The organism is Prochlorococcus sp. MIT 1323, assembly GCF_047304905.1.
Taxonomy (GTDB): domain Bacteria; phylum Cyanobacteriota; class Cyanobacteriia; order PCC-6307; family Cyanobiaceae; genus Prochlorococcus; species Prochlorococcus marinus_D.
Window position 1 is genome coordinate 777208 of the sequence record NZ_CP138973.1, and the last position, 24656, is coordinate 801863.

24 protein-coding genes, 1 tRNA gene and 1 pseudogene are annotated in these 24656 nt (G+C 46.1%); 17 read left to right on the forward strand and 9 right to left on the reverse strand.

All coding sequences use genetic code 11. From position 1 onward, the window contains the following. Positions 1-419: 419 nt before the first annotated feature. The 3 genes from SIB68_RS03680 to SIB68_RS03690 all read left to right on the forward strand — a co-directional run bounded on the left by SIB68_RS03680 (position 420) and on the right by SIB68_RS03690 (position 4834). Positions 420-2885 (forward strand): S8 family serine peptidase, encoded by a 2466-nt coding sequence (locus tag SIB68_RS03680; RefSeq protein WP_063400623.1) that lies wholly within the window; start codon positions 420-422, stop codon positions 2883-2885. Between the two features lie 326 nt (positions 2886-3211). Beyond that, a complete protein-coding gene (locus SIB68_RS03685; protein WP_155724963.1) occupies positions 3212-3724 on the forward strand; it encodes a hypothetical protein in 513 nt (170 codons plus the stop codon). 567 nt (positions 3725-4291) lie between these two features. Further along, on the forward strand, positions 4292-4834 hold the full coding sequence (locus SIB68_RS03690; protein WP_063400625.1) for a hypothetical protein: 543 nt from the start codon (positions 4292-4294) through the stop codon (positions 4832-4834). A gap of 1128 nt (positions 4835-5962) precedes the next feature. Here the strand turns inward: SIB68_RS03690 and SIB68_RS03695 are convergent. Beyond that, positions 5963-6838 (reverse strand): annotated as a pseudogene (locus tag SIB68_RS03695) (carbamoyl-phosphate synthase); the annotation flags it as partial. 127 nt (positions 6839-6965) lie between these two features. Continuing rightward, positions 6966-8570, reverse strand: a complete 1605-nt coding sequence (locus tag SIB68_RS03700) for a DUF4114 domain-containing protein (RefSeq protein ID WP_236069021.1) — start codon at positions 8568-8570, stop codon at positions 6966-6968. A 602-nt stretch (positions 8571-9172) separates the two neighbouring features. Between SIB68_RS03700 and SIB68_RS03705 the strand changes: the two genes are divergently transcribed. Beyond that, positions 9173-10270, forward strand: a complete 1098-nt coding sequence (locus SIB68_RS03705; protein WP_063400627.1) for a DUF1254 domain-containing protein — start codon at positions 9173-9175, stop codon at positions 10268-10270. A gap of 243 nt (positions 10271-10513) precedes the next feature. Here the strand turns inward: SIB68_RS03705 and SIB68_RS03710 are convergent, their stop codons facing one another. From SIB68_RS03710 to SIB68_RS03720, 3 genes are all read right to left on the reverse strand, one after another. After that, positions 10514-10912, reverse strand: a complete 399-nt coding sequence (locus SIB68_RS03710; protein WP_063400628.1) for a hypothetical protein — start codon at positions 10910-10912, stop codon at positions 10514-10516. Continuing rightward, the gene (locus SIB68_RS03715) at positions 10912-11682 is read right to left on the reverse strand and encodes a hypothetical protein (RefSeq protein WP_063400629.1); all 771 of its coding nucleotides are present in this window, start codon (positions 11680-11682) and stop codon (positions 10912-10914) included. Before SIB68_RS03715 ends, SIB68_RS03710 begins: the two co-directional genes overlap by 1 nt. Positions 11683-11852: 170 nt before the next feature. Beyond that, positions 11853-12047 (reverse strand): hypothetical protein, encoded by a 195-nt coding sequence (locus tag SIB68_RS03720; protein ID WP_063400630.1) that lies wholly within the window; start codon positions 12045-12047, stop codon positions 11853-11855. A 466-nt stretch (positions 12048-12513) separates the two neighbouring features. Between SIB68_RS03720 and SIB68_RS03725 the strand changes: the two genes are divergently transcribed. The 3 genes from SIB68_RS03725 to SIB68_RS03735 all read left to right on the forward strand — a co-directional run bounded on the left by SIB68_RS03725 (position 12514) and on the right by SIB68_RS03735 (position 15595). Further along, the gene (locus SIB68_RS03725) at positions 12514-13692 is read left to right on the forward strand and encodes a tyrosine-type recombinase/integrase (protein ID WP_063400631.1); all 1179 of its coding nucleotides are present in this window, start codon (positions 12514-12516) and stop codon (positions 13690-13692) included. A 254-nt stretch (positions 13693-13946) separates the two neighbouring features. Then, entirely contained in the window at positions 13947-14444 is a 498-nt protein-coding gene (locus tag SIB68_RS03730) for a hypothetical protein (protein ID WP_155724965.1), read from the forward strand. A gap of 641 nt (positions 14445-15085) precedes the next feature. Further along, entirely contained in the window at positions 15086-15595 is a 510-nt protein-coding gene (locus SIB68_RS03735; RefSeq protein ID WP_155724966.1) for a hypothetical protein, read from the forward strand. Between the two features lie 28 nt (positions 15596-15623). Here SIB68_RS03735 and SIB68_RS03740 read toward each other — a convergent pair whose 3' ends face one another. Together SIB68_RS03740 and SIB68_RS03745 are read right to left on the reverse strand one after the other, a co-directional pair. After that, complete coding sequence (locus SIB68_RS03740; RefSeq protein ID WP_063400635.1) at positions 15624-15839, reverse strand: hypothetical protein; 216 nt, start codon at positions 15837-15839, stop codon at positions 15624-15626. Next, positions 15836-16402, reverse strand: coding sequence for a thermonuclease family protein (locus SIB68_RS03745; RefSeq protein ID WP_236069023.1), 567 nt, complete (start codon positions 16400-16402; stop codon positions 15836-15838). Before SIB68_RS03745 ends, SIB68_RS03740 begins: the two co-directional genes overlap by 4 nt. Before the next feature lie 262 nt (positions 16403-16664). On the opposite strand from SIB68_RS03745, the gene SIB68_RS03750 reads away from it, so the two are divergent. The 6 genes from SIB68_RS03750 (at position 16665) to SIB68_RS03775 (ending at position 20433) form a co-directional block, all read left to right on the forward strand. Next, positions 16665-17717, forward strand: a complete 1053-nt coding sequence (locus tag SIB68_RS03750; protein ID WP_236069025.1) for a tyrosine-type recombinase/integrase — start codon at positions 16665-16667, stop codon at positions 17715-17717. A gap of 252 nt (positions 17718-17969) precedes the next feature. Next, the gene (locus tag SIB68_RS03755; protein WP_063400637.1) at positions 17970-18959 is read left to right on the forward strand and encodes a hypothetical protein; all 990 of its coding nucleotides are present in this window, start codon (positions 17970-17972) and stop codon (positions 18957-18959) included. Between the two features lie 380 nt (positions 18960-19339). Beyond that, a complete protein-coding gene (locus tag SIB68_RS03760; protein WP_155724968.1) occupies positions 19340-19513 on the forward strand; it encodes a hypothetical protein in 174 nt (57 codons plus the stop codon). A 156-nt stretch (positions 19514-19669) separates the two neighbouring features. Continuing rightward, a complete protein-coding gene (locus SIB68_RS03765; protein WP_063400638.1) occupies positions 19670-19870 on the forward strand; it encodes a hypothetical protein in 201 nt (66 codons plus the stop codon). A gap of 25 nt (positions 19871-19895) precedes the next feature. Further along, positions 19896-20207, forward strand: coding sequence for a Nif11-like leader peptide family RiPP precursor (locus SIB68_RS03770; protein WP_063400639.1), 312 nt, complete (start codon positions 19896-19898; stop codon positions 20205-20207). Between the two features lie 19 nt (positions 20208-20226). Beyond that, positions 20227-20433, forward strand: coding sequence for a hypothetical protein (locus SIB68_RS03775; protein WP_413681930.1), 207 nt, complete (start codon positions 20227-20229; stop codon positions 20431-20433). A 158-nt stretch (positions 20434-20591) separates the two neighbouring features. Here SIB68_RS03775 and SIB68_RS03780 read toward each other — a convergent pair. Continuing rightward, positions 20592-20665, reverse strand: a tRNA-Pro gene (locus SIB68_RS03780). Positions 20666-20757: 92 nt separating this feature from the next. Between SIB68_RS03780 and SIB68_RS03785 the strand changes: the two genes are divergently transcribed. The 3 genes from SIB68_RS03785 to SIB68_RS03795 are packed head-to-tail and all read left to right on the forward strand — an operon-like array spanning position 20758 to position 22154. Further along, on the forward strand, positions 20758-21054 hold the full coding sequence (locus SIB68_RS03785; protein ID WP_063400640.1) for a hypothetical protein: 297 nt from the start codon (positions 20758-20760) through the stop codon (positions 21052-21054). After that, positions 21054-21224 carry a hypothetical protein gene (locus SIB68_RS03790; RefSeq protein WP_155724970.1) on the forward strand — a complete coding sequence of 57 codons (171 nt, stop codon included), beginning with the start codon at positions 21054-21056 and terminating at the stop codon, positions 21222-21224. Before SIB68_RS03785 ends, SIB68_RS03790 begins: the two co-directional genes overlap by 1 nt. Positions 21225-21272: 48 nt before the next feature. Beyond that, a complete protein-coding gene (locus SIB68_RS03795) occupies positions 21273-22154 on the forward strand; it encodes a DMT family transporter (RefSeq protein ID WP_063400641.1) in 882 nt (293 codons plus the stop codon). Between the two features lie 555 nt (positions 22155-22709). Here the strand turns inward: SIB68_RS03795 and SIB68_RS03800 are convergent. Then, positions 22710-22901: a hypothetical protein gene (locus SIB68_RS03800; RefSeq protein WP_063400732.1), complete on the reverse strand. Its 192-nt coding sequence runs from the start codon at positions 22899-22901 to the stop codon at positions 22710-22712. A 785-nt stretch (positions 22902-23686) separates the two neighbouring features. Here SIB68_RS03800 and SIB68_RS03805 point away from each other — a divergent pair. Then, positions 23687-24001 (forward strand): SemiSWEET family sugar transporter, encoded by a 315-nt coding sequence (locus SIB68_RS03805; protein ID WP_081215529.1) that lies wholly within the window; start codon positions 23687-23689, stop codon positions 23999-24001. The last annotated feature ends 655 nt before the right edge of the window (positions 24002-24656 follow it).

Genomic DNA, 24656 nt, shown 5'->3' on the forward strand with positions numbered 1-24656 from the left:
CATAAAAAAGAACCGTCCGAATCGGGATAGAGGGTTCAAGTAGGCGTTTCTTTTTTAAGCGGTTCTCCCAGACATGCTGTATCCCTCGCAATCACGCCAGTTGGGTCCCAATCCACCTAGCGACAGCCATTATCGATCAGCAGTCACAACAACTGCAGCGACAACTACAAGCACAGGTTACAGAGACTGTCATTGACTTAAAAAGTAAGCGGCAACAAAATAGAAAGATGAAAAGCAAGGCTCTTGACAGGTTCAGTATTAAGACAAATCTAGAACAATAAAATTCACTAGCCACATCTCATCTAATCAATCGCTGTGCACAAATAAAGGTGTGACCTACGTCACGATTGAATGTGAGCAAGTTCGCGGCTCAAAAAGTTCTGGATCACATCTAAAGTCATGACATTGAGCGAAATTGATTGAGTCATTCAAAAGGCATTGCCTTTTCTCCAATCATGAAACGACTCTTCAGAAGTATCCGCTCAAATAACAAGCAATCAGAGCGCAGAGACTTCATTGGTGAATCACTAAATTTAGCAAAACCAACAAACGGTCAGAACACTCATCTTGGCGCGGGGCATTCAAGCCACTATTACTCCAATAGTGGCGAGATGACTGAACAAGAGCAGCCATTTGAGCTCGAAGCTAAGGGAGCCTCAAATGGAAACAACACAACCAAAGATTATCCTCGCCGCAGTAGACTATCTTTTGAGAGGCAAGAAACATTCAATGTTCATCATTCCACAAGCCTGGAAGATCCGATTACAGGCAATCAACATGGGCCAAATACATTTGGCCGAGGCGTAAAACAGCCATTTCGTTCATTCAAACAGCAAGGTTTCTCTTCCAGGGCGAATCAGAACGATCCCAATGAATCACCTAATGAATTCAATAATCAAGGCCAATTCGAACGAAAATCAAATAGGTTTTCCTTCGGAAAACTAAACTGGATAGCAAGAAAAGGCCAACAGGGGTTACCAGAAGATCGTACAAATGGTGAACATGAAGCTGGCGAAGAGGGTGGTTCACATAACCCATTTGGCAAGGAGTTTCATCGGCAAGCTTTCAACAGACTCCCACTAGCGCGTGATGTTGATCTAAGCATCAGCATCGAGCCATGGGACTTTAGTGTAGGGGGTCTATTTGATTATGGTTATACCCGTATTTATGATGCATCACACGACGGCACAAAAAAAGAAGTGTTTGAAGATGGTGCTATCAGAATCAATTATGATGGTGATTTCTTAAATGATAATAGGTTGGATTTCTCAGATATTTTTGGCTGGAGTTGGGGACCATTTTCAACAATGAAGCTTGGCAATGTTGAAGCTCAAGTCAATGCAACTCACACCACGACAGGAGAAAGTGTTGATCTTGGATCATACACACTAGACCTCTCAGAAGATCGATTCCTTGTCGATCTGAACGGCAAGATCGATGCTGCGGAAAGCTTCCTCGATAGACGCAGTAACTGGGAATTTGATGTGGATATTGATGCTGTATTCGGTGGCCTGAGAGAAAACATAGAAGACTTTGATGAAACATTAACAATGATTGATGCTCTTGACTGGAGTACATTTGATGGTGACATTGAAGCCAACACTTTTACTTATTATGATATGGATGCATATTCATGGGTAGGCTCACAATATGATTCAGGCAGAATTTACAAAGCTCGTGGTGGAACCGACGAACTAATACTCAATGGTATTGATAGTGCAGACATCAAGAGCTTCAATGGCGAAACTTTCAGTTGTCTGACTGATTACACAACGATCGGCGAACAAGCCATTTATCAAGGCACAGCTTTCGACATCTTGAGCCTCAAAAATGGAGATGAGATTTATCTGCAAGGTTTTGAGAAGATTACAACTGAAGACGATAGCTACCGCATTAGAGAAGCAATGAGCGACAGCACAAAAGAACAATGGAATCTACAAGCCATGGATGCAGGAGGTGCATGGAGATTCAACAAAGGTTCTCAAGATGTTGTTCTCGTGTCTCTTGACAGTGGGATTGCTGACACAACAGGAGCACACGATGAGATTTCTCATGTCCAAATGCAAACAGGTTTAAACGACTCTGGTTCTCAGCATGGTCATAATGCGATGAGCATTATGTCAGCAAAGCATAATTCAGCTAACATTGCTGGAATCACTAAAGACAATCCACTTTGGGGATACACAATAGGAACATGGCGAAATGGAGTAGATATTTATGATGCAATTGAGGATGCTAAAAGCAAACGGGAATGTGGACAAAGACTTGTTTTTCAGAATGGTTCTGGCAGTGGATGGGGCAATTGGGGTGCCACTGAAGCAGAAATGCGAGAGTCGATTGAAGAAACAGCTAACTATGGTTTTTTCTCAGCATCTGCTGGTAACGACAACGCCACAGATGGGGTTGCTGGTGCAGGTGGAATAGCACCATTCCAAACAGATTTTGATAACGTTGCCAGTGTCGGTGCTCTGCAATTTACAGGTACAGAAGAAATAGATGCCATTGTGGGCGGATCAATTACTAATGTAACTGGTACACAAATAGCCTGGTATTCGAACGAAGGGGATGATCTAACCATGGTCGCGCCAACTGACAGTAACGCGATCAATGGAAGCGGAAGTATAAATACTTTCACTGGTACATCCTGCGCTAACCCAAACCTTGCTGGTGCAGCAGCTTTAGTTTGGAGTGAAAATCTATCTCTCTCTGGCGGCGAAGTTAGAGAAATTCTGACAACAAGTGCCATGGATCTGGGAGATCCAGGCCGTGATAATACCTTTGGCGCTGGTACGGTCAATGTTGAATCTGCAGTTCGTCGCTCTCATGCTCTCTCAGTCGATAATGAATTAGCGAGTTTGTACAGCAATACGGATTTCCTAGCTTGATTAATAACACGATCTAAGCGCTTCTCCTTTCATCGCCCTGGGCATATGTCCAGGGCTTTTTTAGGTATGAATGAGCCTCAACGCACTTCCAGCGGATCAACAACAACAAGAATACCGCTGCCAAGCAACATTCAGCTCATCAGCCAACCACTCAAACTTCAAAATTCCACCAGGCTTCCCTTAATCCCCAGGGAAACCTTATCCTAACCATCAACCAAACCAAAAAAAACCTTGCTAGTGATGAATGCTATTCCAAGTAAAAAAACGCCAGGTTGAGGTTTTGTCCTAGCCTTTTGGATGCGCTGGTGGTAGTGGAAGTGTGTTGAATGACATCTAAGTCTATTGCGGCAGCATTGAAGAACAACTATAATTTGCAAATGAAGATTACCTACAAAGGAAACACCTATCAAGAACTCCTTGATTTAACCGGTGACAAAGGTAAGACATCTTTTGAAGTTCCAGCAAGTGAAACTGAGTTAATCGAGTTTATCTATCAATCAGGTTACGTGGATGAGGATGACTGTGATTGGCATGAAGATAAGTTATCCTTTGACATCCCTTCTTGGTGTAAGCTCTCACCCAACTCTTGGGAGATTGATGAAGATGGTTGGGGTGAAGGTGAGGATAAAGATTATTGGGATTGGAAAAAAACAGTTGAAACTCTCTACCCTCACAAACCTGAGCATTATGAAACTCTTATCTATTTAACTGCCTGTCAATGGGTAGAGGGTGACTGGGACGATGAAGAGATTAATTCTAAGAGGTGTAAAGAAGAGATTGAACCAATCCTTCCACTTGTAAAACAGCTATACAAATACAACAACGGCATATATGGCTAAACCTATCATTCCTTGCGGCAGGTTTATTGTTATTTTCTTTATTTCTATTTGTAATAAATGATGTTCCTGCATTATTCATCCCGTGATTACTTTTACACGTTTTTCAAACCAGTGAAAGCAACAGTTTTGAAGACACATTCCAAACTCATTTGGCTTGGTTGATTTCTACTAAATCCCTCCCATTATTTTAACTTTCCTCTAACCCTGGTTTCACCCTAAAACCCCTAGGGCTGTTATCTTGCTCACAGCCCCCTCAGGTCGTCGGCCACAAAGGTCGCAAGCTCCGAGAATCCATCGCCCTTGTCGATTTGAGTGATCGTCCATGTAAGGCGTTTTTCCTTCTCTTGCTTAATGACTTATCTTTCTGTGATGGCTACCTAGGGAGCAGTGACTGACCGTGATGCTTGTAACACTGTGCTTTTTCGTTTTGTTCCCGTGCTCCATCTTTTGCGGCTTCGTTGCCGAGGAAAAGGGTCACAATAGAATCGCTCGGATTTGGGTTGATCTGATATTTTCCCAAATTTCGTTGATCACTTTTGTTGCACTTGGAGATTGAAAACCGTGGCGATGAGACATTGGTCAGCTGGCGAGCTGTTGGGATGGCTGGCTCTGGTTTGGGTTGGGGGCTCGTGCACCACTGCCGCCCAGGCCCAGTGGGCCGATGTACCGCGCATGGATGTCAATGGAGACTTTCAGACTACAAAGGTGCAAGGAAACAGGGGCTACTACCAACAGATGCTCTGGTTGGTTGTCGACCGTGATCCCGAGGGTCTCAACTGCCGACCTTTTGATGGCGGTGAGCCTTTAGTGAAACTCGACTACGGCGGCATCTTGATGACCCAAATCGAATCCGCAGAAACCAATGCCATCACTTTGAGGGATGGGCAGCCCTGGCTGAATGTGACCTTAGAAACCAATGCCATCACTTTGAGGGATGGGCAGCCCTGGCTGAATGTGACCTTGACCCGCCTGTCATCACCGAAGCTGGATCTAAGGCAGGGCGCTGAGCGACGCGGTCCGTATCACTGCCAGGTGAGAGCCAGTGCCGATCTGATTGCACCGATCAACCTCTCAGCCATCGACGAACTGCGTCGCAGTGGCTTCGACTAAATAAGTGAATGATGTTGGCGATGAAGCTGGTTTGCATTGATGCCTAAGAGCGAGCAACTGCCTTAAAGGCAGCCGGTCATCAAGGTCCGCAGAGACAGAGATCAGAAGACAAATATTTTAATAAATATAAGCATATAATCTTAAAAAACCTAGATGGTTGGCAAAAGAAGAAGTGTCCGACAGACTCAACAAATTGCTCAAATACTTGAGAATTTATGGCAGAGGATATTAATAGAAGCAAGCGGTCTGACCAGTAAACATAACAATAGTAAAGTATCCTCAGGAGTAAAGAGTGTGGTCATAAGTAATCACAAGGTTTGCAGCTCATTCACAGGATTTCTGTGAGCCTATATACCTGCTGTGAGCAAGATCACAGTTGCGAGTGACTGCAATCACGACAAATGTGGTATCTGTTGAAGAAGCTCGGTAGACAGAGGATATCCTCCTCACTCAAAAAAACTGAACATGACTTCATCGATCAAGAAAATTTGTGGGCTTTCCGCATTCTGCATGAGTTTCTATATAGCTGCTCCGGTTGTGGCTCACCCATGCCCAGGTAGTATCTCGGTGGAACCCACAACGCATCCAATTTCAACTAGAGTTACAAAATCACCTAGTTATCTGCGAAATTGCGGAGCCTTGAATCCTGCCAATGTGGGAAGCATTAACAGCGGATGCTCAATTATACCGAGGTCCCTTGTTGGTAGCCGTAGTACAGTTCAGATCATCTCCACGGTAAATCGTACTTCTTCTGGGCAGAGTGGGATCTGGTATCGGATAAGGGTTGTAAGTAATTCAACCTCAAACCAAGTAGCCTCAGTCAATGCTGGAGTAGGTGTCATTGGCTGGCTTAGAGCTAATAAACTTTAATGCCAACATTAATTGAAGACATCAAGGCAACTTTTTGCAAGACAATGTGCCAGGTATCGGACGCTTGTTAGAGATGATTCGGGAATGATTGAAGAAATAAAAAGCCCCCGCGATTGCAGGGGCTTTTAGAGGGTATCATCACTCACACAATGGTCATCGGATTCATTTTTTTCGGATTCATTTTCATTTCCGATTTCACAATTCAGGTTCAATCACCGCCAATAGCTTTTTCATTTTTAACACAGCATACCACAATTGTCAGTGACAGTAACACACAAACCTGAGCAACACACAGCTTTCCACGCAATTGTCGTGCACCCTTACATCTCGATTCGCTGGTGTTGTAGATAACGCTTGAATTGCAGGCATCACTGCTGGTTGTTTCTTGCTTGGTGCTCCATAGCCATTGCTTCCAAAGCGATATTTAATGTCTGCTGTAAAGCGTGTATCAAAAGCCTCGTCATATGAGAGGTTTGCACCAAGTGTTAAACCATTGCTGATGTTGTAAGCCAACCTTCCTTTAACACCAGAACCATCAGCATCATCGAGATCACCTTGTTGGTAGTAATAACCAACAGAGGCATTGAGAGCAGGTGTGATGCTGTAGCCAACATCCAAGCCGTAGGTATCAAGAGCACCACCTTTGTAGTGGCTATTCAGGCGTTTCTCGACATCACCAATAGGAACCAGTGCATAGGCATTGAAGTTCCATGTGTCTGAGACTGCTTCTAACCCTGCAGCAACTTGAGAGAAGAAGACATCACGCTTGTCTGTGACATTGACGCTGGTATCAGCATCCCCTGTATTCATTGGCCGGCTGTCATAGCCAGCATTGATGCCATACATCCAAGAGCGATCACCATTGAGCCAGCGATAGCCAAGCCTTGTTGAAGTGCTGATCGTGTTACCCGCAACCTCTGTGTTGATGATGCTGCTGTAGCCATCAAAATCAGAGAAGTTGGCATTGGCTAAGGCATCGATAAACCAAACGCTGTTCTCGCCAACGGCAATGGGAAGAAAGGCACCAATGCCGGCTTGATTGGGTGTGCCTGCTCCTTGCAGTGCTCCTTGGAACCTCCAGTTGAACTGCACAGCGTCTTTAAGGTTGATCTCCATCACCCCAAGATCTGCTGCTCTTGCCTTAGCGAGTTCTCCGATCCAACCAGTCGCTGCTCAGGAGGACGGCAGTGCAGCAGATCTTTATGTATGAGTGAACGTTTAATGGAAGAACTACAACAAAGCGTGCCTTAACTGTTGAGATTCAGACTGTGATCGTATATCGCACGATCATATCGGCAAAATCCTTATCTCCACCACCAACTCGATCCTCTACACCGAAGCCATTGGGACCAAGAGCAGTGAAATGCGCTGACTTGTCAGAGTTAGCGCCAGTGAAGGCAAAATACTGTTCACCAGTTACTTCGTTGATCAGCAATGGTGCATAAATCTTTCCGGCCTCGGCATTGAACTGAAATTTATTGATTCCCTTATTTTCGATTTTCAATGAACTGTTTTTGCTGGTAAGCAGATTGTTCCTCGCCACATAGTTGTAGCCCCTTTCATCGGGCATCAGCGTTCTGCCAGTAACAGGGTCAACTACACCACCATCGGTTCCTGCTACCTCATAAAACTGCAATGTTGAGCTGTGAGATGCTGAGCGACTAAATGACCCGGAAATAATGACGCTGGAGTCGGTCGCAAAACCTGTTGTGTCGATCAGGTCAATCAGCTTCGGCGTCAAGAGGTTGCTAGGAAGTAACGAGGCTACGTCTTTGGAGGCTTCGAAACTGGTGTAGAAACGACGTCCATAGGGATCTTCGTAAGCGTAAATTTGCTGGCCGCTGATCGTGTCTTCAACTGCTACCCCCAGCAGCTTTCCAACCGGCAAGTTAGTTAATGGATTTGTCAGTACGGCTCCTTCTATTTCGACATAGGTGGCAGTCATCGCACCATTAAGGTCGTTGATGATTGCAATGGTGTGATCGACGCTCGGCACAGTAAACGGACCTGGTGCTGCAGCCTGTGCATCCGGATTATTACCGGGTCCACCAGGGTTATAGACGGCTTGGTAATTACCACTTGATGGCATGCGAATACTTCTTAGTCTCGTAATTGCACTGAAATCACCTTCAAGGATGATGTCGAAGTAATTATCATGATCTTCGATATAAGCGGCATTTTCTATTGTTCCTGCTGGTGCTAAATCTGCTATTCCTACAACTTTGATGGAACCATACTTGCCAATAGTGTAATCCTGATTTGATTTAGTAAGTGAAATTGTTTCGCTGTTATCGCCTTTCGCTTCAATAACAAAGTATTTGTTGAACTCGCTGGGTTGCAGGCTTGCAATACCATCTGGTGAGAATCCTGCACTGGTATAAAGCCGTAGGCGATATTGAGCTTGATCCCCATAAAGATCGCTACCGCTGTTGCTAGCCGAAGTGGCGCCAACGCCGATAGGCCCGCCTTCTCCGAGCGGACTGAAGGTATTGAGTTTGGCCGCAACAAGTTTCGGGCCATTCCCTTCTACATAGGAGTTGCTGCTATCGATGGACAGTTCTGTAGCAAAGACAGGCCCTTTTGCTGAGAGCATCTGCAGGGGTGTGCCGTCATTGACGATTCGAACCGATACCGGATAGCGGGCTCCTTCACTTTCGGGAGTGAGGCGATTGCCGAAATCACCTGCCACCACAATCGTTTGGCGTTCATTGTATTCGAGGTTTGGCAAGAACCCTGCAAGGGCAGGCGATACGATCGAACCATCGTTCAGGGTGATCTCAAAATCGCTTCCATCACCATCTAAGGTTGTTGGTAAGACTGGATAACTGAACACCAATGGCATGGTGTCTTGCAACAAAAGACTCATGCCATAAACAGCTTTAGATCCAACAACGCTCGCTGCACTTGTTAGCGCACGGAGCGTTGGACTCAGATCTGGATCAACACTTTCCCAGGCAACATTGTGATGCGCAGCTGCCTGCTGCCCCCCTGGCCCGAGCAAGCCTGGTACTCCAATATATCCGTCAAATCCATAGTTACCAGTGAAAAATTTTGCCTTGTTAGCAAATAGATCTGCGTTGTAGTTGATTGGGGTCAGTAAGCTTGATGCTCTACCCGATGAATTTTCTTGATCTTTGTCTATGTAGGCTTTCAGAGGATCGGCTAGAAAGCTATACCTGATGGCCATAACTAATCTTTTTAGCTAGTAAACATAGTTTAGACCTTTAAAAAATATATTGTAACAAGGGCTGATGCCATTATCTATTTCTTAGCAGCAAAAAAAGAACGGCCCGAATCTGGATGGGGGGGGGATTCAGGCAGACGTTTCGTTTTTAAGCGGTTCTCCCAGGCATGCTGTATCCCTTGAAGACAGGCCATCTGATCCCCACCACCAGGCCCTGAGGCTGAACCGTGAAGGGCATTTTTGTTTGAGCTCAGCTCTAGGGTGAATGAAAGATTCTTTTATCTGTGTTCAAATTTCACCCGGCTCTGTTTGGCGGTTTCTTCGCATCAAGCCTGCTTTTTGGCATGTCCATAGACAGCACAGCGCTAAAGGCCGCAGAAACGAAATGTGCTCAGTCACCGCCTGCTGCCATTCACTGGTCTACCAAAGCCATAACCCAGGTGAATGAAGACAATTATGCGCTTGCAGAAACTCAGGTCATCTTTGCTGACTACGTGAAAAAGATTGCCAAGAACACTTGCTCTGATGGAGTCGGTGTGTTCTGGCACATGAAGGGAGCCATGGATCCCAACGACCGAACGATCCTTCGCCCGAACTTTGACACGCTCTACTCCGCATTAGTTCTCGACCTCTCAAGACCAGCCACAATCTCAATGCCAGGAACGAAAGGGCGTTACCAAAGTGCACTTGTGGTCTCTGAAGAGCACTACATGCCGATGACAATCACCTCGCCAGGAGCATTCACACTGACCAAAGAAAACGTTGGTACGCCATATGCGCTGGTAATTTTCAGAACAGGCGTGAACATGCGCGATCCTGCCGATATGGCAAAAGCCTCAGCTCTGCAGGATCAATTGGGTGTCTACCAGACCAAGCGCGGATCGTATACCCCCACAAACAATTGGGACATGGATCAGATTCTTGCCATGCGTAAGAAAGTTCAGGAGGTTTTCGATCGTGAAGGATTTAAATCAGAAGATATTTTTGGGAAGAAAGGCGAGCTCACAGCAGATCAGCATCGAGCTGGCGTCGCAATTGGCTGGGGTGGTCTACCCAAAGAGCAGGCTGTTTACCCCTTCTATACCCCAACATTTGAAGGACACAATGTTCTCACCCTGAAGGATGTTCCTGTCGATGGTTTTTGGTCAATCACCGTTTACGACAAAGACGGGTTCGTTCAAGGTGATGCCTACAACATCAACAGTGCTTTCGCGAAAGCGAATGCTGATGGGGCTTATGTGATCCACTTTGGTGGCGAGCATTCTCAGAGCAATTACCTGGGAATTTATCCAGGCTGGAATTTTGTACTGAGAATGTATCAGCCTCAGAAAGCTTATTTTGATGGTAGTTGGCAGCTGCCAGAACTTGTACCAGTTAGATAGAAAACCCCTAAAACCAGCTGATATCTAGTTAGCTTCCTGCCCCTTGGCCTCTTGTTACTTGGCTAGATCTATACCTTCAACAACTTCAAGGGCCTGTCGTTTCAGGATCGACTAAGTATTGCGCTCTTTTTCTAGGCCTTGCTCAACCTGAATGGCAGCGATGCGGTTTACAGGAAGCACGACGCGATCAGTGCACTGAGGTTGTTCAACGAGCCCCTTGCATGAGCGTCAGAACCACTTTGATTATGGAGCTAAAAATCCCCTCAAAGACTCAAGGGGAAAATTGTTCTGGCTTTTGAACCACCAAGCTCTTGATGGAGCTCCGTAGTGTTCTCTCAAGTAGATGATTGCTTTGTTGCTTGACGTAAAAACGACTCCGTCGATGCTGGCTGCTGCGATACTTCCAAGCGCCCGCTCAGTAGCATCTTTTGCCTTGGCGTCGTTAGCGGCCTCCTTCCAGCTGCCTTCATAGCTAGGAGTGAATCTTGCTGCTTTTTGGCACGCAGATCTACCAGGCAACTGTCCTGATTCGATTTCCCTGATGTGATCGCAATGATCAGCGAAGCCTTTTGCGTGAATCAGTATCTCCTTCACATGATTGGCTACTTCATCTGAGTCGTTCGATAATTGACTCGCAACCATTAGCGCTGATAGGCAAAGGTGTTGTGTCTGGTTGCTGCCAGTCCATCCACGAGCAAGTAGGTCATGGGCATCTTGCAAGCTTGTTGGCTCACCACTTTGCTTAGCAATGCTCTCAAGGGGCTGCTCACCTTTATCCGCGTAGACCAGTTGATACAGGTGACTTCATTATCTTCATCAACAAGGTTGTAGGGACCGGAACCTAACTCTCTTTTTCTAAGCCTTATGGATTGAACCAGAACATTGTTTTTTGCTGCGACGTTCCATCTATCAGGCAATAGAGACGGTTCCTCTACTAAGCCGAATCCGTCTAGCAAAAGACCGTTACCTTGACCTGTGAACGGTAACCGGATTGAGATGTAGTCACTATCTACTTGCTTGACGTTAGGGAAGACCTCCAACAGGCCTGAAGATATTTTCAGTTGTTGATCAGTAGTGAAGTCGATGCTCTCGCCCAGCTCGCTTGCATCTATTGCGCCTGCCTCGAGGCATAGTTTCACAGTGAGAGCTACATCAAAGGCTTTAACCGGTTTGGCTAATGGATACCAGAGGTGAATACCTCCACTGTGACTTGAGCGAAATACAAGGGGATCTCTCAAGCCCATCAGTGCACATCTCTCCAACAGGATGTTGATTGCGTCATCTCCACGATCAGGGTGGTATGGAGAACGTGCCTGATCAATGTCAAATGCAATCCATTGGGTAGTCCTAGAAGGGCGAATTGCAAGGTAAGAAGGTTCTTCCCTGGACAATCCCAGGTGATGAGAAAGCATCTTTGCTGAAGGATGACCTGAACGAAATGCCTTGACTCCATTCACCTAAATCACATAGCCCCAGCCAGGCGTAAAGGCCTTTATGAACCACTCAGCTAGTGGGAAAGACTTCGAGGAGGAAGTTTTGCTCATGGAGTCTTGAGATCGGAAGTGGTTAAGAACGAATTGGCTCAATCCTTGCCAGAGCAGTAGGTCTCGATTCGCGAGGCATTGATCTCTGATGTGGCTTCCAGTTGACATGTCTGATTGCGTTGCCACTCCTGCAAGGCCATCACATCCCACAGCAAGGTGCCGTGGATGTTTCCAGTGGAATAGATGTAGTGGGTACCGGGTTTGAAAATCTTTTTGGCCTTGCGCTGACGCAACCAGCTACCTGAAACGCGCAGCAGCTCTGCTGCTTGCTGCGTATTTAGGAATTGGTCGGTGTCATGAGGCCCTTTTGGCTGCGTTGGCGGTGGCTTTGAGCGGCTTGTGCAAGCAACTGCTCGATGGCCCCATTTACAAACTACGAGGGGTTGTCGCGCTCAAAATTGAGCCTTGCAATGGCATGGCAGCTGGGTATGGCCCGCCTAAACCAAAAGCTGTCAGGGCGCACACAGGGCGCAACTGCTTTTGCTATTCGCTGAGATTCAAGTCGGGGCGACAGGATTCGAACCTGCGACCTAGTGCTCCCAAATCACTCGGTCTATTCTTGTGTTCATGCGGCTTTCTTAGTCACTATCCCTTTTTTAGTAGTGGATTCTGTGCTGAGAGATGCTGACAGATTCCAGGAGGTATTGACGCCTAGCGCAAACTTAGCGCAAAATTGAGACAGCACTCGGTCAGCCTTATTTGCCTCGCCTAGTCCACACAGATTCATGGGTTAAGCCCTTTCGCAAGCTTGTTGCCAACAGTTGTGGTGATCAATGGCAGGTGAGACCATCGGGGAAACGAATGCGTTTGGAAGTTAAAGGTGTTGGCTCAGTCACCCTTCCTTTTGATTGGTCAGAAGATGGTGCTGCTCATGCTCTGCCCCGTATTCAGCAGATCTTTAAGCGCTTTTCTACTGGACTGTTCACCCTTGCAGAAGCAGCACGAAACACCAACACCGCTAGTAGTCAACAAAAGATTGACTTCAAGCAGCTATTTGCAGAATTCAGAAAATTCCGCCATACAGCATCAGATGACACCTGGAAAGCAAAATACATTCCAATCCTTAGAAACATTGACGCTGCATTTGTAGGCAAGCCACCAATCGATGGCGAAACGCTTTGCGATGTTGCATTGAAGCAATGGGAACACGGCTCTAGGCAGCGTCAGATCATGCGACAAAACCTCTATGCGTTTCTTACCTGGGCAGTACAGCGAGGACAGCTCAAATCGCTCTATCTGCCACCGGCGGATGCTGCAGAGACACGCAGGCCCAAGCGTGATGGCTACGCCTTGTCAGATGCGCAGATTCTGCAGTTGTTAGAAGCTCTACCAGAAGGAGACTCACATGATCGATGGCGCTTTGCGCTTCAACTATGCGCTGTCTATGGGCTTAGGCCAGAAGAGCTGCGATACCTACGGATTAAGGATGGTCCGATAGGGCCTGAGTTATGGACTATCTACCGCAAGAGTAAAGGCGGAAAAAAAGGCGAACGAACTGAACCTCGTCGACTCAATGCGCTGCTAGTCAAAGACTCAGATGGCACTCCTAGCGACTGGAACCTGCAAGGCCGTCTACAGATTGGCGAACAACTGCCGCCATTAGGACAACAAGGCAACGCTGGTGATGCACTTGGCACTTATCTCAAGCGCAAGGCGATATGGCAGCAACTACGACAAGACGCTGATCATGCTGGTGAGGTATTAAAGCCCTATACCTTTCGACATCGCTACGCCAAAGCGTCACATGCAGCAGGGCTACCGATAGCGAACATTGCCCAAGCCATGGGTCACACGATTGAGGTGCACTTAAGTAGCTATGCCCGCTTTACACCAGATGCAACAGCAGACCTCTATGCGCAGGTGAATGCAGTCAAATAAAAACCCCGTAATTAGCGGGGTCTTGAGAATGTTTTGTCGGGGGATGGATCAGCCACACCTCACGACCGCCTTGCTTTTCCAATTGTAGGTTTTGTATTGCTTACAACCCTATTTAGCCTCAGGCTTCACGGCAAGTTGTCAATACAAGCAGAAAGGATCTATGGACAATGATGAACAACCTAAGAAAAGATATTGACTTTTACATGGAATAGATTAATGGGCGAGTGAACATTGCATAATGCACTACTTCCCCCTTGTCAGTTCGCTTCGCTTGGACTAGGAAAGGCTTATTAGTACAGTTGTGCATGACCATAGATTTAGCCAATGATGGGACCCAAGTCCTCTATCCCAACAAAGTGACTTGGAGCGCGCTCTTTCTGGGCTGTGGTTTTGGTATTTGGACCTGCCTCACAAATGAGACAATTGAAATATTCTGGACAATAACGACAATTCTATGTTGCAGCACTGGTGCACTCGTATCTGTGATTCATATGTGGCCCGGAAGTTCCTGGCTAGAGATTGGAGCTGAAGGCATTCGCTGGCGCCACATGTTTCGCCAAAATGTCCACTACCGCTGGAGAGATATTAATTCGATTGGCATTATAAACATCAGAACTCAATACAACACACACAAGATTGTGGAACTTTATATCGGGCCTGAAAATATAGGGGTATGCTTGCCCGATCTCTATGGCAAAAAGGCCAGACATCTTGTTAAAATTATTGAGGCTTATCGATCGATTTACACCTGAGGTTCTCTATTGATGAGCCTTCACTAGAGCCATCAATAAATGATTCATAGATAACAGCAGTATTCTTTGCACGGGCTATAAATCAAGCATGTTGAGACAGTCAACATGTAGTACTTATCCCTACTGACACCTTATTACTGCTTGCTTAGATCTAGATCAGGAGTCCGAGGACGTAGAAACCCTGAAAACCTGTCCTGGACTTGAGGGCATCCAACGCGGGTGCCCTTCTTCATGTCAGTTGTTTGTGCTGCTTGCAGAGAAAATGCATCTGTTATTGATGCTTGTGAACAAACTCACTGTTGGCATTGAGCCAGGTCACTGCGTTTTTACAGAGGTTGAGTGAATCTATGGATAGCGGTGAAGGATGAAAACAAAAAGTCGCCACCGCCCCAGGAGGAGAAATCAAATAAACAAAAGCCCCGCAGAATGGCGGGGCTTTTTGATGTTCAGTCTTCGGGGTTGATCAAGGTCCTTTTACTGATGTTGATGTCGATGGTCATTGGTACGAGGCAACTGCTTAAAGCATTCCCCGCTGCAATAAAAACCCGCTTTTTCAGAATCCCTGATGTGCTCAAGCACTTCATAGAACCACTAGTCAGGATTCTGTTAGACTGTTATTAAAATCGAACGACTATTGTAGCGTGTCAAACAAATTACCTCAAAAACCACTTTCTGAACGAAGAGCTGGATACGCTCTGGCAATTTTAGGTGGAACTCTTGGCTTGCCTATTGGTTGGTTCATTTCTCCATTAGTTCTCTTTATTCTAAATAAAAAGCTCAAGGGTGAAGGGGATAACAAGCCAAATCGTTTCTTGGTTTGGTCTTTGATTGGAATAGCAGGTGCTCCTATTTGTTTGATAGCCTTTTCACCATTCACAAGTAATGATCTTTCAACTCGTCAGCAAATAGCATTTGATGAATGCAAAGCATGGAGAGACTCAGTAAACATTAACTATAATATTGACTATGGCGATAGAGGTTTAGAACAAGAGTGGTCTCATTCGGAGTGTCTGCTAATAGAAGACGAAGATCCCAATTATGCATTAGTTTTTTTTGATGAAGGGGGTTTAAAAGAAGGTAAAACTTATTCTCAGGAATGGCTGCAAAAAAATATTGTCAATAAAAAAAGAAAATTTATTGTCAAGGACTAATCAATTTTGCATGCGCGCAAGACTTCCCCTAGTCAGGTCTTTGAGCCCCAACTTCTTTACAGCGTGCATGCTTCTGAAACTTTCCTGAACCAGTAGACCTGCAGTAATACCTGATGGATCCACTCTTGGTTTCAACCTTCTGCCAGTAGTGACCACCTGAGACAGGACCTTCAGCAAGAACCTTTGCTGACACAGGCAGAGTCCCAAGCAGAGTCAATGCCAGAACAGGGAGGATGCGGATCATTTAGTGCGTCTAGAGCGTCGGTATTCCCAAGGCAGCTGGGTTTGATATGGACCCCAGACACCTTGCTTTTCTCTCTTAGCCATGGATTCAGCGTTTAGGTAGGCGTCACGATCACATTCCTTTAGATATTGCTTGTAAGCAAAGACCGCACCCTTTCGAACCATCTGAAGGTTGATATTGGTGGACCCAACAAAGATCTCAGCCACAGTGCGCCCATAACGGTCTTTGACCTGTGGCTTGATTGAGATGAATTTTTTGTGGATCATTCCCTTCAAAGTCTTGGTTGACCACTTACCACTTGATCCTTGACTGGTCTCAGGCGCATCAATACACGCAAGGCGGATGGTGACCTTTGCACCTGATTTGTCTTTTACTCGTAAGGTGTCTCCGTCACCAACGGAAACTAGCGTTACTGGTCCGTTTATAAGACCACTACTTTTTTGTGACGCTCTGGCTTCACTTCGATGGCAGTGATGATCTCCAGTTTTGCTGTTGTTGTGGCAGCCACTGGGATCAAGCCCACCACGGTGAGAGCGTGCAGGATGCCAATTAAAGGTTGCCATAGCAATAAATATCATTAATAATATTTTCACGCGTATATGAGAAGAAATTCCAAACCTGAGATTACATCATGTCTAAAAAAAATTGTGCTGACCGGTCAAGATGGCTTAACTGTGCCTACCAACGGAGGCGGCAAAACCCCTGTTTTTAAAGTTCACCGTTGAGTGAACACCTTTGGAGCCCTCCCCCCTTATAGGTTCTTCCTAAGTGCATTAATCGAGGCGGCCCCCGGCTCAGAAAATCGCTAGCGGTAGGCAATTGTTGGTGGTTCACCAGGCTGCCAAGACTAAAGCCGCTCAGTCTGCTGATACCGCAAGTAGTAAGCAAGAGATTGATTGGGGCGAATTGATTACAGAGTTCAGAGACGAACGACCCGCTGCTGGTGATGAGACATGGCGTAAAAAATATCTACCTGTTCTGAGCCGTGTAGTTGAGCTATTCACAACAGCAAAGAAACGACCCTCTGATGGGACTGCCTTATGCATAAAAGTCTTGAGGCAATGGGAGCAAGGCACCAGGCAGCGTCAGATCATGCGACAGAAGCTTTATGCCTTTCTTGAATGGGCAGTGGAAAGGGGGCATCTCAAAGCTTGTTATTCACCTCCCAAAAGTTTGTCTGAACCTCGCAAGGTAAAACGGGTTGGCTATGCGTTAAGCGATCCACAGATTCTGGAGTTATTGGAGGGAACGCCAGATGAACGCTGGCGCTTTGCGATTCAGCTTTGCGCTGTTTACGGCTTACGACCAGAGGAACTTCGATACCTAAGGATCAAGGGTGGAGCTAATGGAAATGAACTTTGGACCATCTACCGCAAGAGCAAAGGAGGCCGCAAAGGCGAGAAGACTGAACCCCGTCGAGTAAATGCATTACAGGTCACAGATATTGATGGCAACAAGTCAAAGTGGAACCTTGAAGAAAGATTCGCAGCAGGCGAGACGTTACCACCGTTAGGAAAGAATGGGCATGGTGCAGAGTCATTAACCACTTACCTAAAACGTCGCAAGGTATGGCAACTGTTAAGAGAAGAAGCCAAGCATCAAGGTGAAGTTTTGACGGCCTATGCCTTTCGTCATCGCTACGCCAAAGCATCACATGCAGCAGGACTACCGATAGCGAACATTGCTCAATCAATGGGGCACACCATTGAGGTGCATCTAAGTAGCTATGCCCGCTTCACCCCAGATGCAACAGCAGATCTTTATGCACAGGTGAATGCAGTTCAGGCGAATGTCGTTAAGGACTTCATCCAACAAGGTGAAAGTCAAGGCAGACTCAGTGCAGAAGATTGGAATCAATCACAGGCTGTAGATGTATGAGCTGCGTCACTGATGGGTATGCAAATACGCAGGTTTAGGTGTGCCAGTTAGGCCTGTTAATTAGGCGATCTCAGGATCTCATTAGCTGAGACTTGATGTGGTTCTGTGTCCAAGGTTGATGTAGGTCTTGTCCAAGGATTTGAGACTCAACGGTATGTGCCGGTTCAGATTGAGTGCTGCAGATGATGTGGGCTGATGGCAGCAACTAGAAACCTCCCAGATAATGAGTGACCTTTTAAGTGTTCAATCCCAGTGCTGCGTTCTGTTTGTCTCTCCTTATCGCTTGCTGGTGCTGCTGCTCTTGCCTTAGCGAGTGCTCCCATCCAACCAGTCGCAGCTCAAGAGGATGGCAGTGCAGCAGATCTGGGGGTGATGGAGATCAACCTCAAAGACGCTGTGCAGTTCAACTGGGGTTTTCAAGGTGCATTGCAAGGAGCAGGCACACCCAATCAAGCCGGTATTGGTGCCTTTCTTCCCATTGCCGTTGGTGAGAACAGCGTTTGGTTTATTGATGCTTTAGCCAATGCCAACTTCGCTGATCGCGATGGTGAAAGCAGCATCGTTAATACCGATGTCGCTGGTACCACCATCAGCACATCAACAAGGCTTGGCTATCGCTGGCTCAATGGTGATCGCTCTTGGATGTATGGAGTGAATGCTGGCTATGACAGTCGGCCGATGAATACAGGTGATGCTGATACCAGCGTCAATGTCACAGATAAGCGTGATGTTTTCTTCTCGCAGGTTGCAGCAGGCTTAGAAGCGGTTTCAGACACCTGGAACTTCAATGCCTATGCACTGGTTCCAATCGGTGATGTCGAACACAAACTGAACAGCCATTACGACGGTGGTGCTCTTGATACCTACGGCTTAGATGTTGGCTACAGCATCACACCAGATCTCAATGCCTCTGTTGGTTATTACTATCAGCAAGGTGATCTCGATGATGCTGATGGTTCTGGTGTTAAAGGAAGACTCGCCTACAACATCAGCAATGGTTTAACTCTTGGTGCAAACCTCTCATATGACGAGGCTTTTGATACACGCTTTACGGCAGATATTAAATATCGCTTTGGCTCTAATGGCTATGGATCACCAAGCAAGAAACAACCAGCAGTGATGCCCGCAATTCAAGCGTTATCTACAACACCAGCCAATCGAGATGTGAGGGTGCACGATTGGGAGGATTGTGTGCCTGGTACGACGGGATATTCGGCGATGGGGTGCTCAGGGCAGTATTAAGCGGCGAAGGATTATGGATGGCAGATGGCAAGGGATAAAGATGATGGAGGATACCCGCCAAAAGCCCCTGCATTAGCGGGGGCTTGCTGACTCTTCAACCACCTCACTATTGGCTTTAAACAACCATCGATACCTGCCACCATTGACATGGATAAGGTTGCCGTGATGTCTTCTTTAGCAGGCAAAAACCAGCAATAGTTTTTCGTATTCATCACAAATTTACCTTCAACTTCTTTTGCCCTAAAACTACTTATATCCCTACCTTAATCACCACAGACTGAGGTTCTCATTGCTATCTCTGATTCCATTTGTTTTTCTAAATCTTACCGCAACTTGATGCCAATCCTCAGGGATTTGGTTGAGGCGTACATCCCAAGCCCATGGCAGTCGTTGTTGACCTGGAGAAACCCTCTTTTCTTGCCCGGCGTCGGAGTACCAAGGCCTATAGCAGCGTGATCCGGAACACCTTGGTAAACCGATCGTCTGCCGAAGTGTTCTTTATTGAGCCTCTAGCAGTTCGGCTTACGAGCTGTTGGTTTAGCAGGGAACGGTGATTGAGGAAGATGGATTACCGCCATGGATAACCATGATGGTTTTGGAGGGGACACCATTTTGGGTGAAGTAGGTAATCCAGGTGCCGTTAGTGAAAGGCATTTAGGGAGGTGGTTAGTAAGACCAGGTTAAGTTGACTGACCAGACCTTGTAGACGTATGGGTTCTATTGCCGAATTACGGGAAGAGATGCTGGTGTTGGAGAAGTATTGTGAGCGAGGCGTTGAGCTTCATTCTGTTGGCGTATTGGATGGCGAGGAGTTTGGGGAATGGGGAGCTGTATGTATGAGCGCGATGGTGTCGATGGGAATTGGTGGTTTGGAGTTTGTGCGATCATTCACATCAGAGCTTAGAATTTAATATATCCTGACGAAAGGAAGAAATTATGAGCAAAGAAAATCTTGAACGGTTTATGGTTGAGGTTGCAGAGAGTCGATCACTACAGGTACTCATTAGTGACGAGATCAATGCAGAATCCTTGGTTGCCTTAGGTGCAAAACATGGCTTTGACTTCAGTGTTGAGGACATACAGCACTCATCTGAGTTGAGTGAGAATGAGTTGAGTCTTGTAGTGGGAGGAGTTAAATCCCGGGGAGGCCAAGGAAGTATGGCTATCGCGTATAACCCGAAATACGGACGAAGCATGTATCACTTCAAGTGCAATATCGGACTTGATCTGCCTCTGGGCATGCCTTAAATCATAGGAAATGCGCTGATTGAGCCAGAAATGGACGAGTCATGGCCATACCTCAAATAGGTGGTGGTGGCGATGTCTCCAACTCGATTCGCTTTTCAGGATGCCAGTCCTGCGCGCTCGACCGCCCTGGCGGGCTTTTGATGGAACGGAGGGCTTTACAGCTGGCCGTTCATTGGATACGGCAAGGTACATCGACTGCGAGGGGTTGCAACCACCGGTTTTTTGAATGCTTTGGAATGCTCACACGAGCAAGGGCTTCTCAGGAAGCTGTAGGTAATTACTCGCGGCGAAGAGCCTCAATGTCGGGGGTAAACCAGCCCAACATCCCTTTGTTTTACCCCCAGCCTTACCCCCAAGGCCTTAGGGCATTCGCTGAGATTCAAGTCGGGGCGACAGGATTCGAACCTGCGACCTAGTGCTCCCAAAGCACCCGCGCTACCAAGCTGCGCCACGCCCCGCCACGAAAGAATCCTAGTCTCTGGAGTGCTTATCAGTAAAACCCTTACCCGCAATAGGTTGGTCTCTTTGTAGAGAATCTCTCTGAGATCGTTTGTGGCGTTTGCGTCACTCAGCCGATCGTCCTGATTTGACCCTTGATGCCCTGACAATGGCGGCGACAATCCCAATGGCTTTGGAAGGCGCAGCCGTTTCAGCAAGAGTCGGCGGGGATCACCTATGCAGTTTTTTCGATGGCCAAGACTTCAAAACTCAACCGATCAGCAATGATCATGATCACCTGATGCTGCTAGAGCTATATCTAGCTGGGCTAAAACTTCAACAACTAATGATGGAGACTGGTCGAGCAGAGACACATTGGATGTTTTACCAGCACGATTCAGGAACATAATGATGCAATGTCCTCCACAAGAAGTGATTCGCCGCTTGGAGCGAGTGCTGACTCCAAAAGAAATGGAAGCCTGGCTAGAAGGCTGGCGACAATCCTTGGCAGCTGGGGCAGAACCACCACCAATTCCAACTTGGGGGTTGCCATCACCTAGTCCAAATAAGAATCTCTAGTCTCCAGAAAAGTTGTTTTTTTCTTCTCTATTCTGATTAAATCATTCAATGGTTGTTGGTGTTTTAGCAGCGCTGTCTGGATCTCTTGCTTGGACATTAAGTAGTAGTCTTTGGCGCTCAATAGATACGTCTTTAACTGCCTGGCAATTAAATGGTCTTAAGATCGTTATTGCCAGCTTAATTCTATGCCCAGTACTTCTATTCTTGCCATGGTCTGAGCAGACCAATGGCTTGATGTTGTTGATGGCTAGTGGCGCATTAGGTATTGCATTGGGAGATAGCTTCTACTTCGCTGCTCTGCGACGACTTGGAACACGAAGAACATTGACGATTGAAGCTCTAGGACCACTTTTGGCGAGCTTTTACGGAATGACATTTTTGGCTGAAATAATTAATTTGAAATCATGGTTTGGAGCAATCCTTGTTACTACATCAGTCGTAATTGCAGCCTTTCAGCAACCGCCGGAAAAGGGACTGGGTTTCAATCGACAGTTCTCGTCTCAACGATTGGGCCTACTCTTTGCTCTCTCTGGTGTTATTTGCGGCGTTAGTGGTGCCGCACTTTCACGACAGGTAATGCTTTTAGGACAGATCACACCTTTGCAAAGTGCCGCGATTCGCTTGCTAGGTGGATTATTGCTCATTATTCCTTGGCTACGCAAATGCATTCGACCAATTCCTTATCCACGCCCGTCGCAAATCCGTTGGCCCAGGATTCTGTTTGCAACATTGTTGGGAACCAACTTTGGGATTATTTTACAACAGCTAGCTCTGCAAAAGCTTCCCTTAGGGATTGGGGTGACATTACTGAGCAGCTCACCTGTAATGGCTTTGCTTCTTTGCCGTTATGAAGGCGATAGACTAAGAATTGGAGGAATAGCTGCATCTTTTATGGCAGTTTTTGGAATTTGGCTTGCAGTAACGAGCTAAAAAAAACTTGAGCTCTATTAAATAGAATCCTTTCATTTTGTCAACCAACTCAGGCTCGCCATGGCATTAACCATTACTTAAGAGGGCGTGGCTATCAAAGATCTCAGAGTTGACTTTGGTGTCTTAAAGATTACTAGGATCAAAGCAACAGGTTAGGCGTTAGAGGAGCAGATAAGTTGAAGAAGTTATTCTTCAAGTTATTAATGATACCTGGCGAAAGGCTGATGGCAGGAATTATGTCTTTATTTAAGACTCTGAGCCTCGTCTAATCACTAGGTAGCTAGCAATGTCTAGACTCTTGATTTCATAAATGAGCGCATCAGATGTTGAGAAGCCTTAATAAAGCAACGTGTCTCTTGTCGCTTGAAGACATCCAGAGAGTCTAAATAATCGGATTTTCATTCAATGCCCATACTGCCCTGCTAATAGATGCTCATTGTCCTTTCATGACGTTTAGCATCGGCCATAGCCAGGGCAAAAGCAACCTTCAGATGGAAGGTTGAGGTAATGAGCATTACTTTTATATTTACTCTATCGCTGTCGACAAAGAGCTACTCAGTTTTGGCTTAAGTTATGCCCCTTATGGGTCGCACTGACTTCAGAAGGCGCATCGTGACCACCAGCCATTTGCTTAAGGGACTGACTAGCGCAGATCGTGCTTAGGGCAATTACAACCAAGGATCCAGTACGCAGAACCTCCAGAACGATAGGGAGGTGAGCATTGATTCGGTCTCGAACAGTTGTCATCAGATCAATTGAGAACATCCAATTACAGCAAACAATCAACCAAGAAAAAACCCTTGGTGCAATTTTTGAAGGGAGATGTTGCTTGAATGTCTTGATTGAAATGGAAGACGCCAGCGAATTCTTCCTTAAGCCTTGAACTAGCTCAGCCATCTGACCTGACAATGATCTTGACCAGGCATACCCAATGCTGTTTTGCGCTAGAGGCCAGATGAAACAGAGCTCCCACAAGCATCAGTGTGTTCGTGAAGATCATTGGAAAAACTGTCTACCCTTGCAGTCGACCGAGCTTGGCCTGGTTGAGTTTTTGGAGCCCAGTGAAATGGGTTAAAGCTCTGTTCAGCAATAGGTTGGAGTTAGACGATGGTCAAGCACTGCCGAGAGAAGCAAGACCTTGCCTAGCCAGCCCTAAGAAGATCGCCAGGCAAATGCTTTCTATTTCTGGTTTGACTGCCAAATTGCATGACCTGGAAGGGCTTTGTTTGTCTCAGCCGATAGTGTTCATGAAATCAGGCAAACAGCGGAGCCGTTCTCATCACTTGTGGATCATCAACCCTGAGTCTGAGCAGGTTGGTTCTAGAAGCATTGCTGCTTAGAGCGGAGCAGAGCAGATCAACTCATATCAGAACAAGGAAACAACCAGGGCTTTGAAGCAACGCAAGACATTCACTCCCCGTGGCAGGCAAGGCAACGGCTATCCGAATGCTGTCCTCATTTGTTGTCTTGATGTAGCGATCACGTGAGGCCACTGCAATAGAGTCTGTAAGGCTTGGCCAAAAATTATCCTTATGGCTCAGGAGGCCCTGATGGACTCTCTCTCTTCTATGGATGTTTTGGGATTAATAGCTGGAACACTAACCACAATTGCTTTTGTTCCACAATTAGTCAAGGTTTGGCGTTCTAAATCAGCAAAAGATATCTCTTACGTGATGTTCATTCTTTTCATAGCCGGCATCATCCTATGGGAAATATATGGCTGGGGCATACATTCTATGCCAGTAATCCTGTTCAATGTGATCACCTTCATACTAGGACTTGCAATCCTAATTCTTAAGTTTGTCTTTGACAGGCCAGATAGCGAGGCAACGGAGATATCAAAATGATTTCGTGAATGACGAGTTCACTCATTAATTTATTTTACTGGGAAGACAAACCTAATAACAGTTCAATGGCTATAACATGCTCGTAAAAGTTTTTAGATTGAGCAGCCATACAACATTGACTAAACTCAACACTTGATGCAAAGTGTTTCAATTGCAACCACTTTAGAAGTTATTACCATTGCCTGGTTTTCCCTAATCAAAGTGAATCTCTTGCGATTAGGGTTCAAAGCCTTTGTGTCTACGAATATTTGTGTGAGCAGAATCACAGCATATCTTGTCTCTGATCACGACTGATCAGGCATTATTGGGAGAAACTATAAACATTGAGAGCTTTATGCTTTCTCACTTATTTCAGACCGATGAACACCGTTAGTGCAAAACAGCAAAAACAAGCACAGATTTTAAAACGCGTGAAATATCTAACGAAGCACGGACATCATCAGGAAGCCCAGTCATTGTTTTCTAAACATTTTAAATGAAGCAAGTCTTCGCAAAAATTGCTCCATCTTTTGATTGCTGAGAAATGAATGGATAACGAAAGGTTCATTTTCTTAACATTACCTTGCTATTTTTCATGGGCCAGTTATAAGGAAGTCAAGAATACTAATAAAATTCTAAATTAATTCCATTTTTCAAATGTCAAATCAAAATCTAA

Bases quoted from the DNA above. Each gene is read 5' to 3' on its own strand.
- SIB68_RS03740 (WP_063400635.1), bottom strand. From the start codon at position 15,839: ATGATCCGCATCCTCCCTGTTCTGGCATTGACTCTGCTTGGGACTCTG.
- SIB68_RS03790 (WP_155724970.1), top strand. From the start codon at position 21,054: ATGATGCAATGTCCTCCACAAGAAGTGATTCGCCGCTTGGAGCGAGTG.
- SIB68_RS03715 (WP_063400629.1), bottom strand. From the start codon at position 11,682: ATGCTTTCTCATCACCTGGGATTGTCCAGGGAAGAACCTTCTTACCTT.
- SIB68_RS03795 (WP_063400641.1), top strand. From the start codon at position 21,273: ATGGTTGTTGGTGTTTTAGCAGCGCTGTCTGGATCTCTTGCTTGGACA.
- SIB68_RS03685 (WP_155724963.1), top strand. From the start codon at position 3,212: ATGACATCTAAGTCTATTGCGGCAGCATTGAAGAACAACTATAATTTG.
- SIB68_RS03700 (WP_236069021.1), bottom strand. From the start codon at position 8,570: ATGAGTCTTTTGTTGCAAGACACCATGCCATTGGTGTTCAGTTATCCA.
- SIB68_RS03800 (WP_063400732.1), bottom strand. From the start codon at position 22,901: ATGACAACTGTTCGAGACCGAATCAATGCTCACCTCCCTATCGTTCTG.
- SIB68_RS03745 (WP_236069023.1), bottom strand. From the start codon at position 16,402: ATGGCAACCTTTAATTGGCATCCTGCACGCTCTCACCGTGGTGGGCTT.
- SIB68_RS03760 (WP_155724968.1), top strand. From the start codon at position 19,340: ATGGCAGTCGTTGTTGACCTGGAGAAACCCTCTTTTCTTGCCCGGCGT.
- SIB68_RS03765 (WP_063400638.1), top strand. From the start codon at position 19,670: ATGGGTTCTATTGCCGAATTACGGGAAGAGATGCTGGTGTTGGAGAAG.
- SIB68_RS03690 (WP_063400625.1), top strand. From the start codon at position 4,292: ATGAGACATTGGTCAGCTGGCGAGCTGTTGGGATGGCTGGCTCTGGTT.
- SIB68_RS03770 (WP_063400639.1), top strand. From the start codon at position 19,896: ATGAGCAAAGAAAATCTTGAACGGTTTATGGTTGAGGTTGCAGAGAGT.
- SIB68_RS03805 (WP_081215529.1), top strand. From the start codon at position 23,687: ATGGCTCAGGAGGCCCTGATGGACTCTCTCTCTTCTATGGATGTTTTG.
- SIB68_RS03710 (WP_063400628.1), bottom strand. From the start codon at position 10,912: ATGGTTGCGAGTCAATTATCGAACGACTCAGATGAAGTAGCCAATCAT.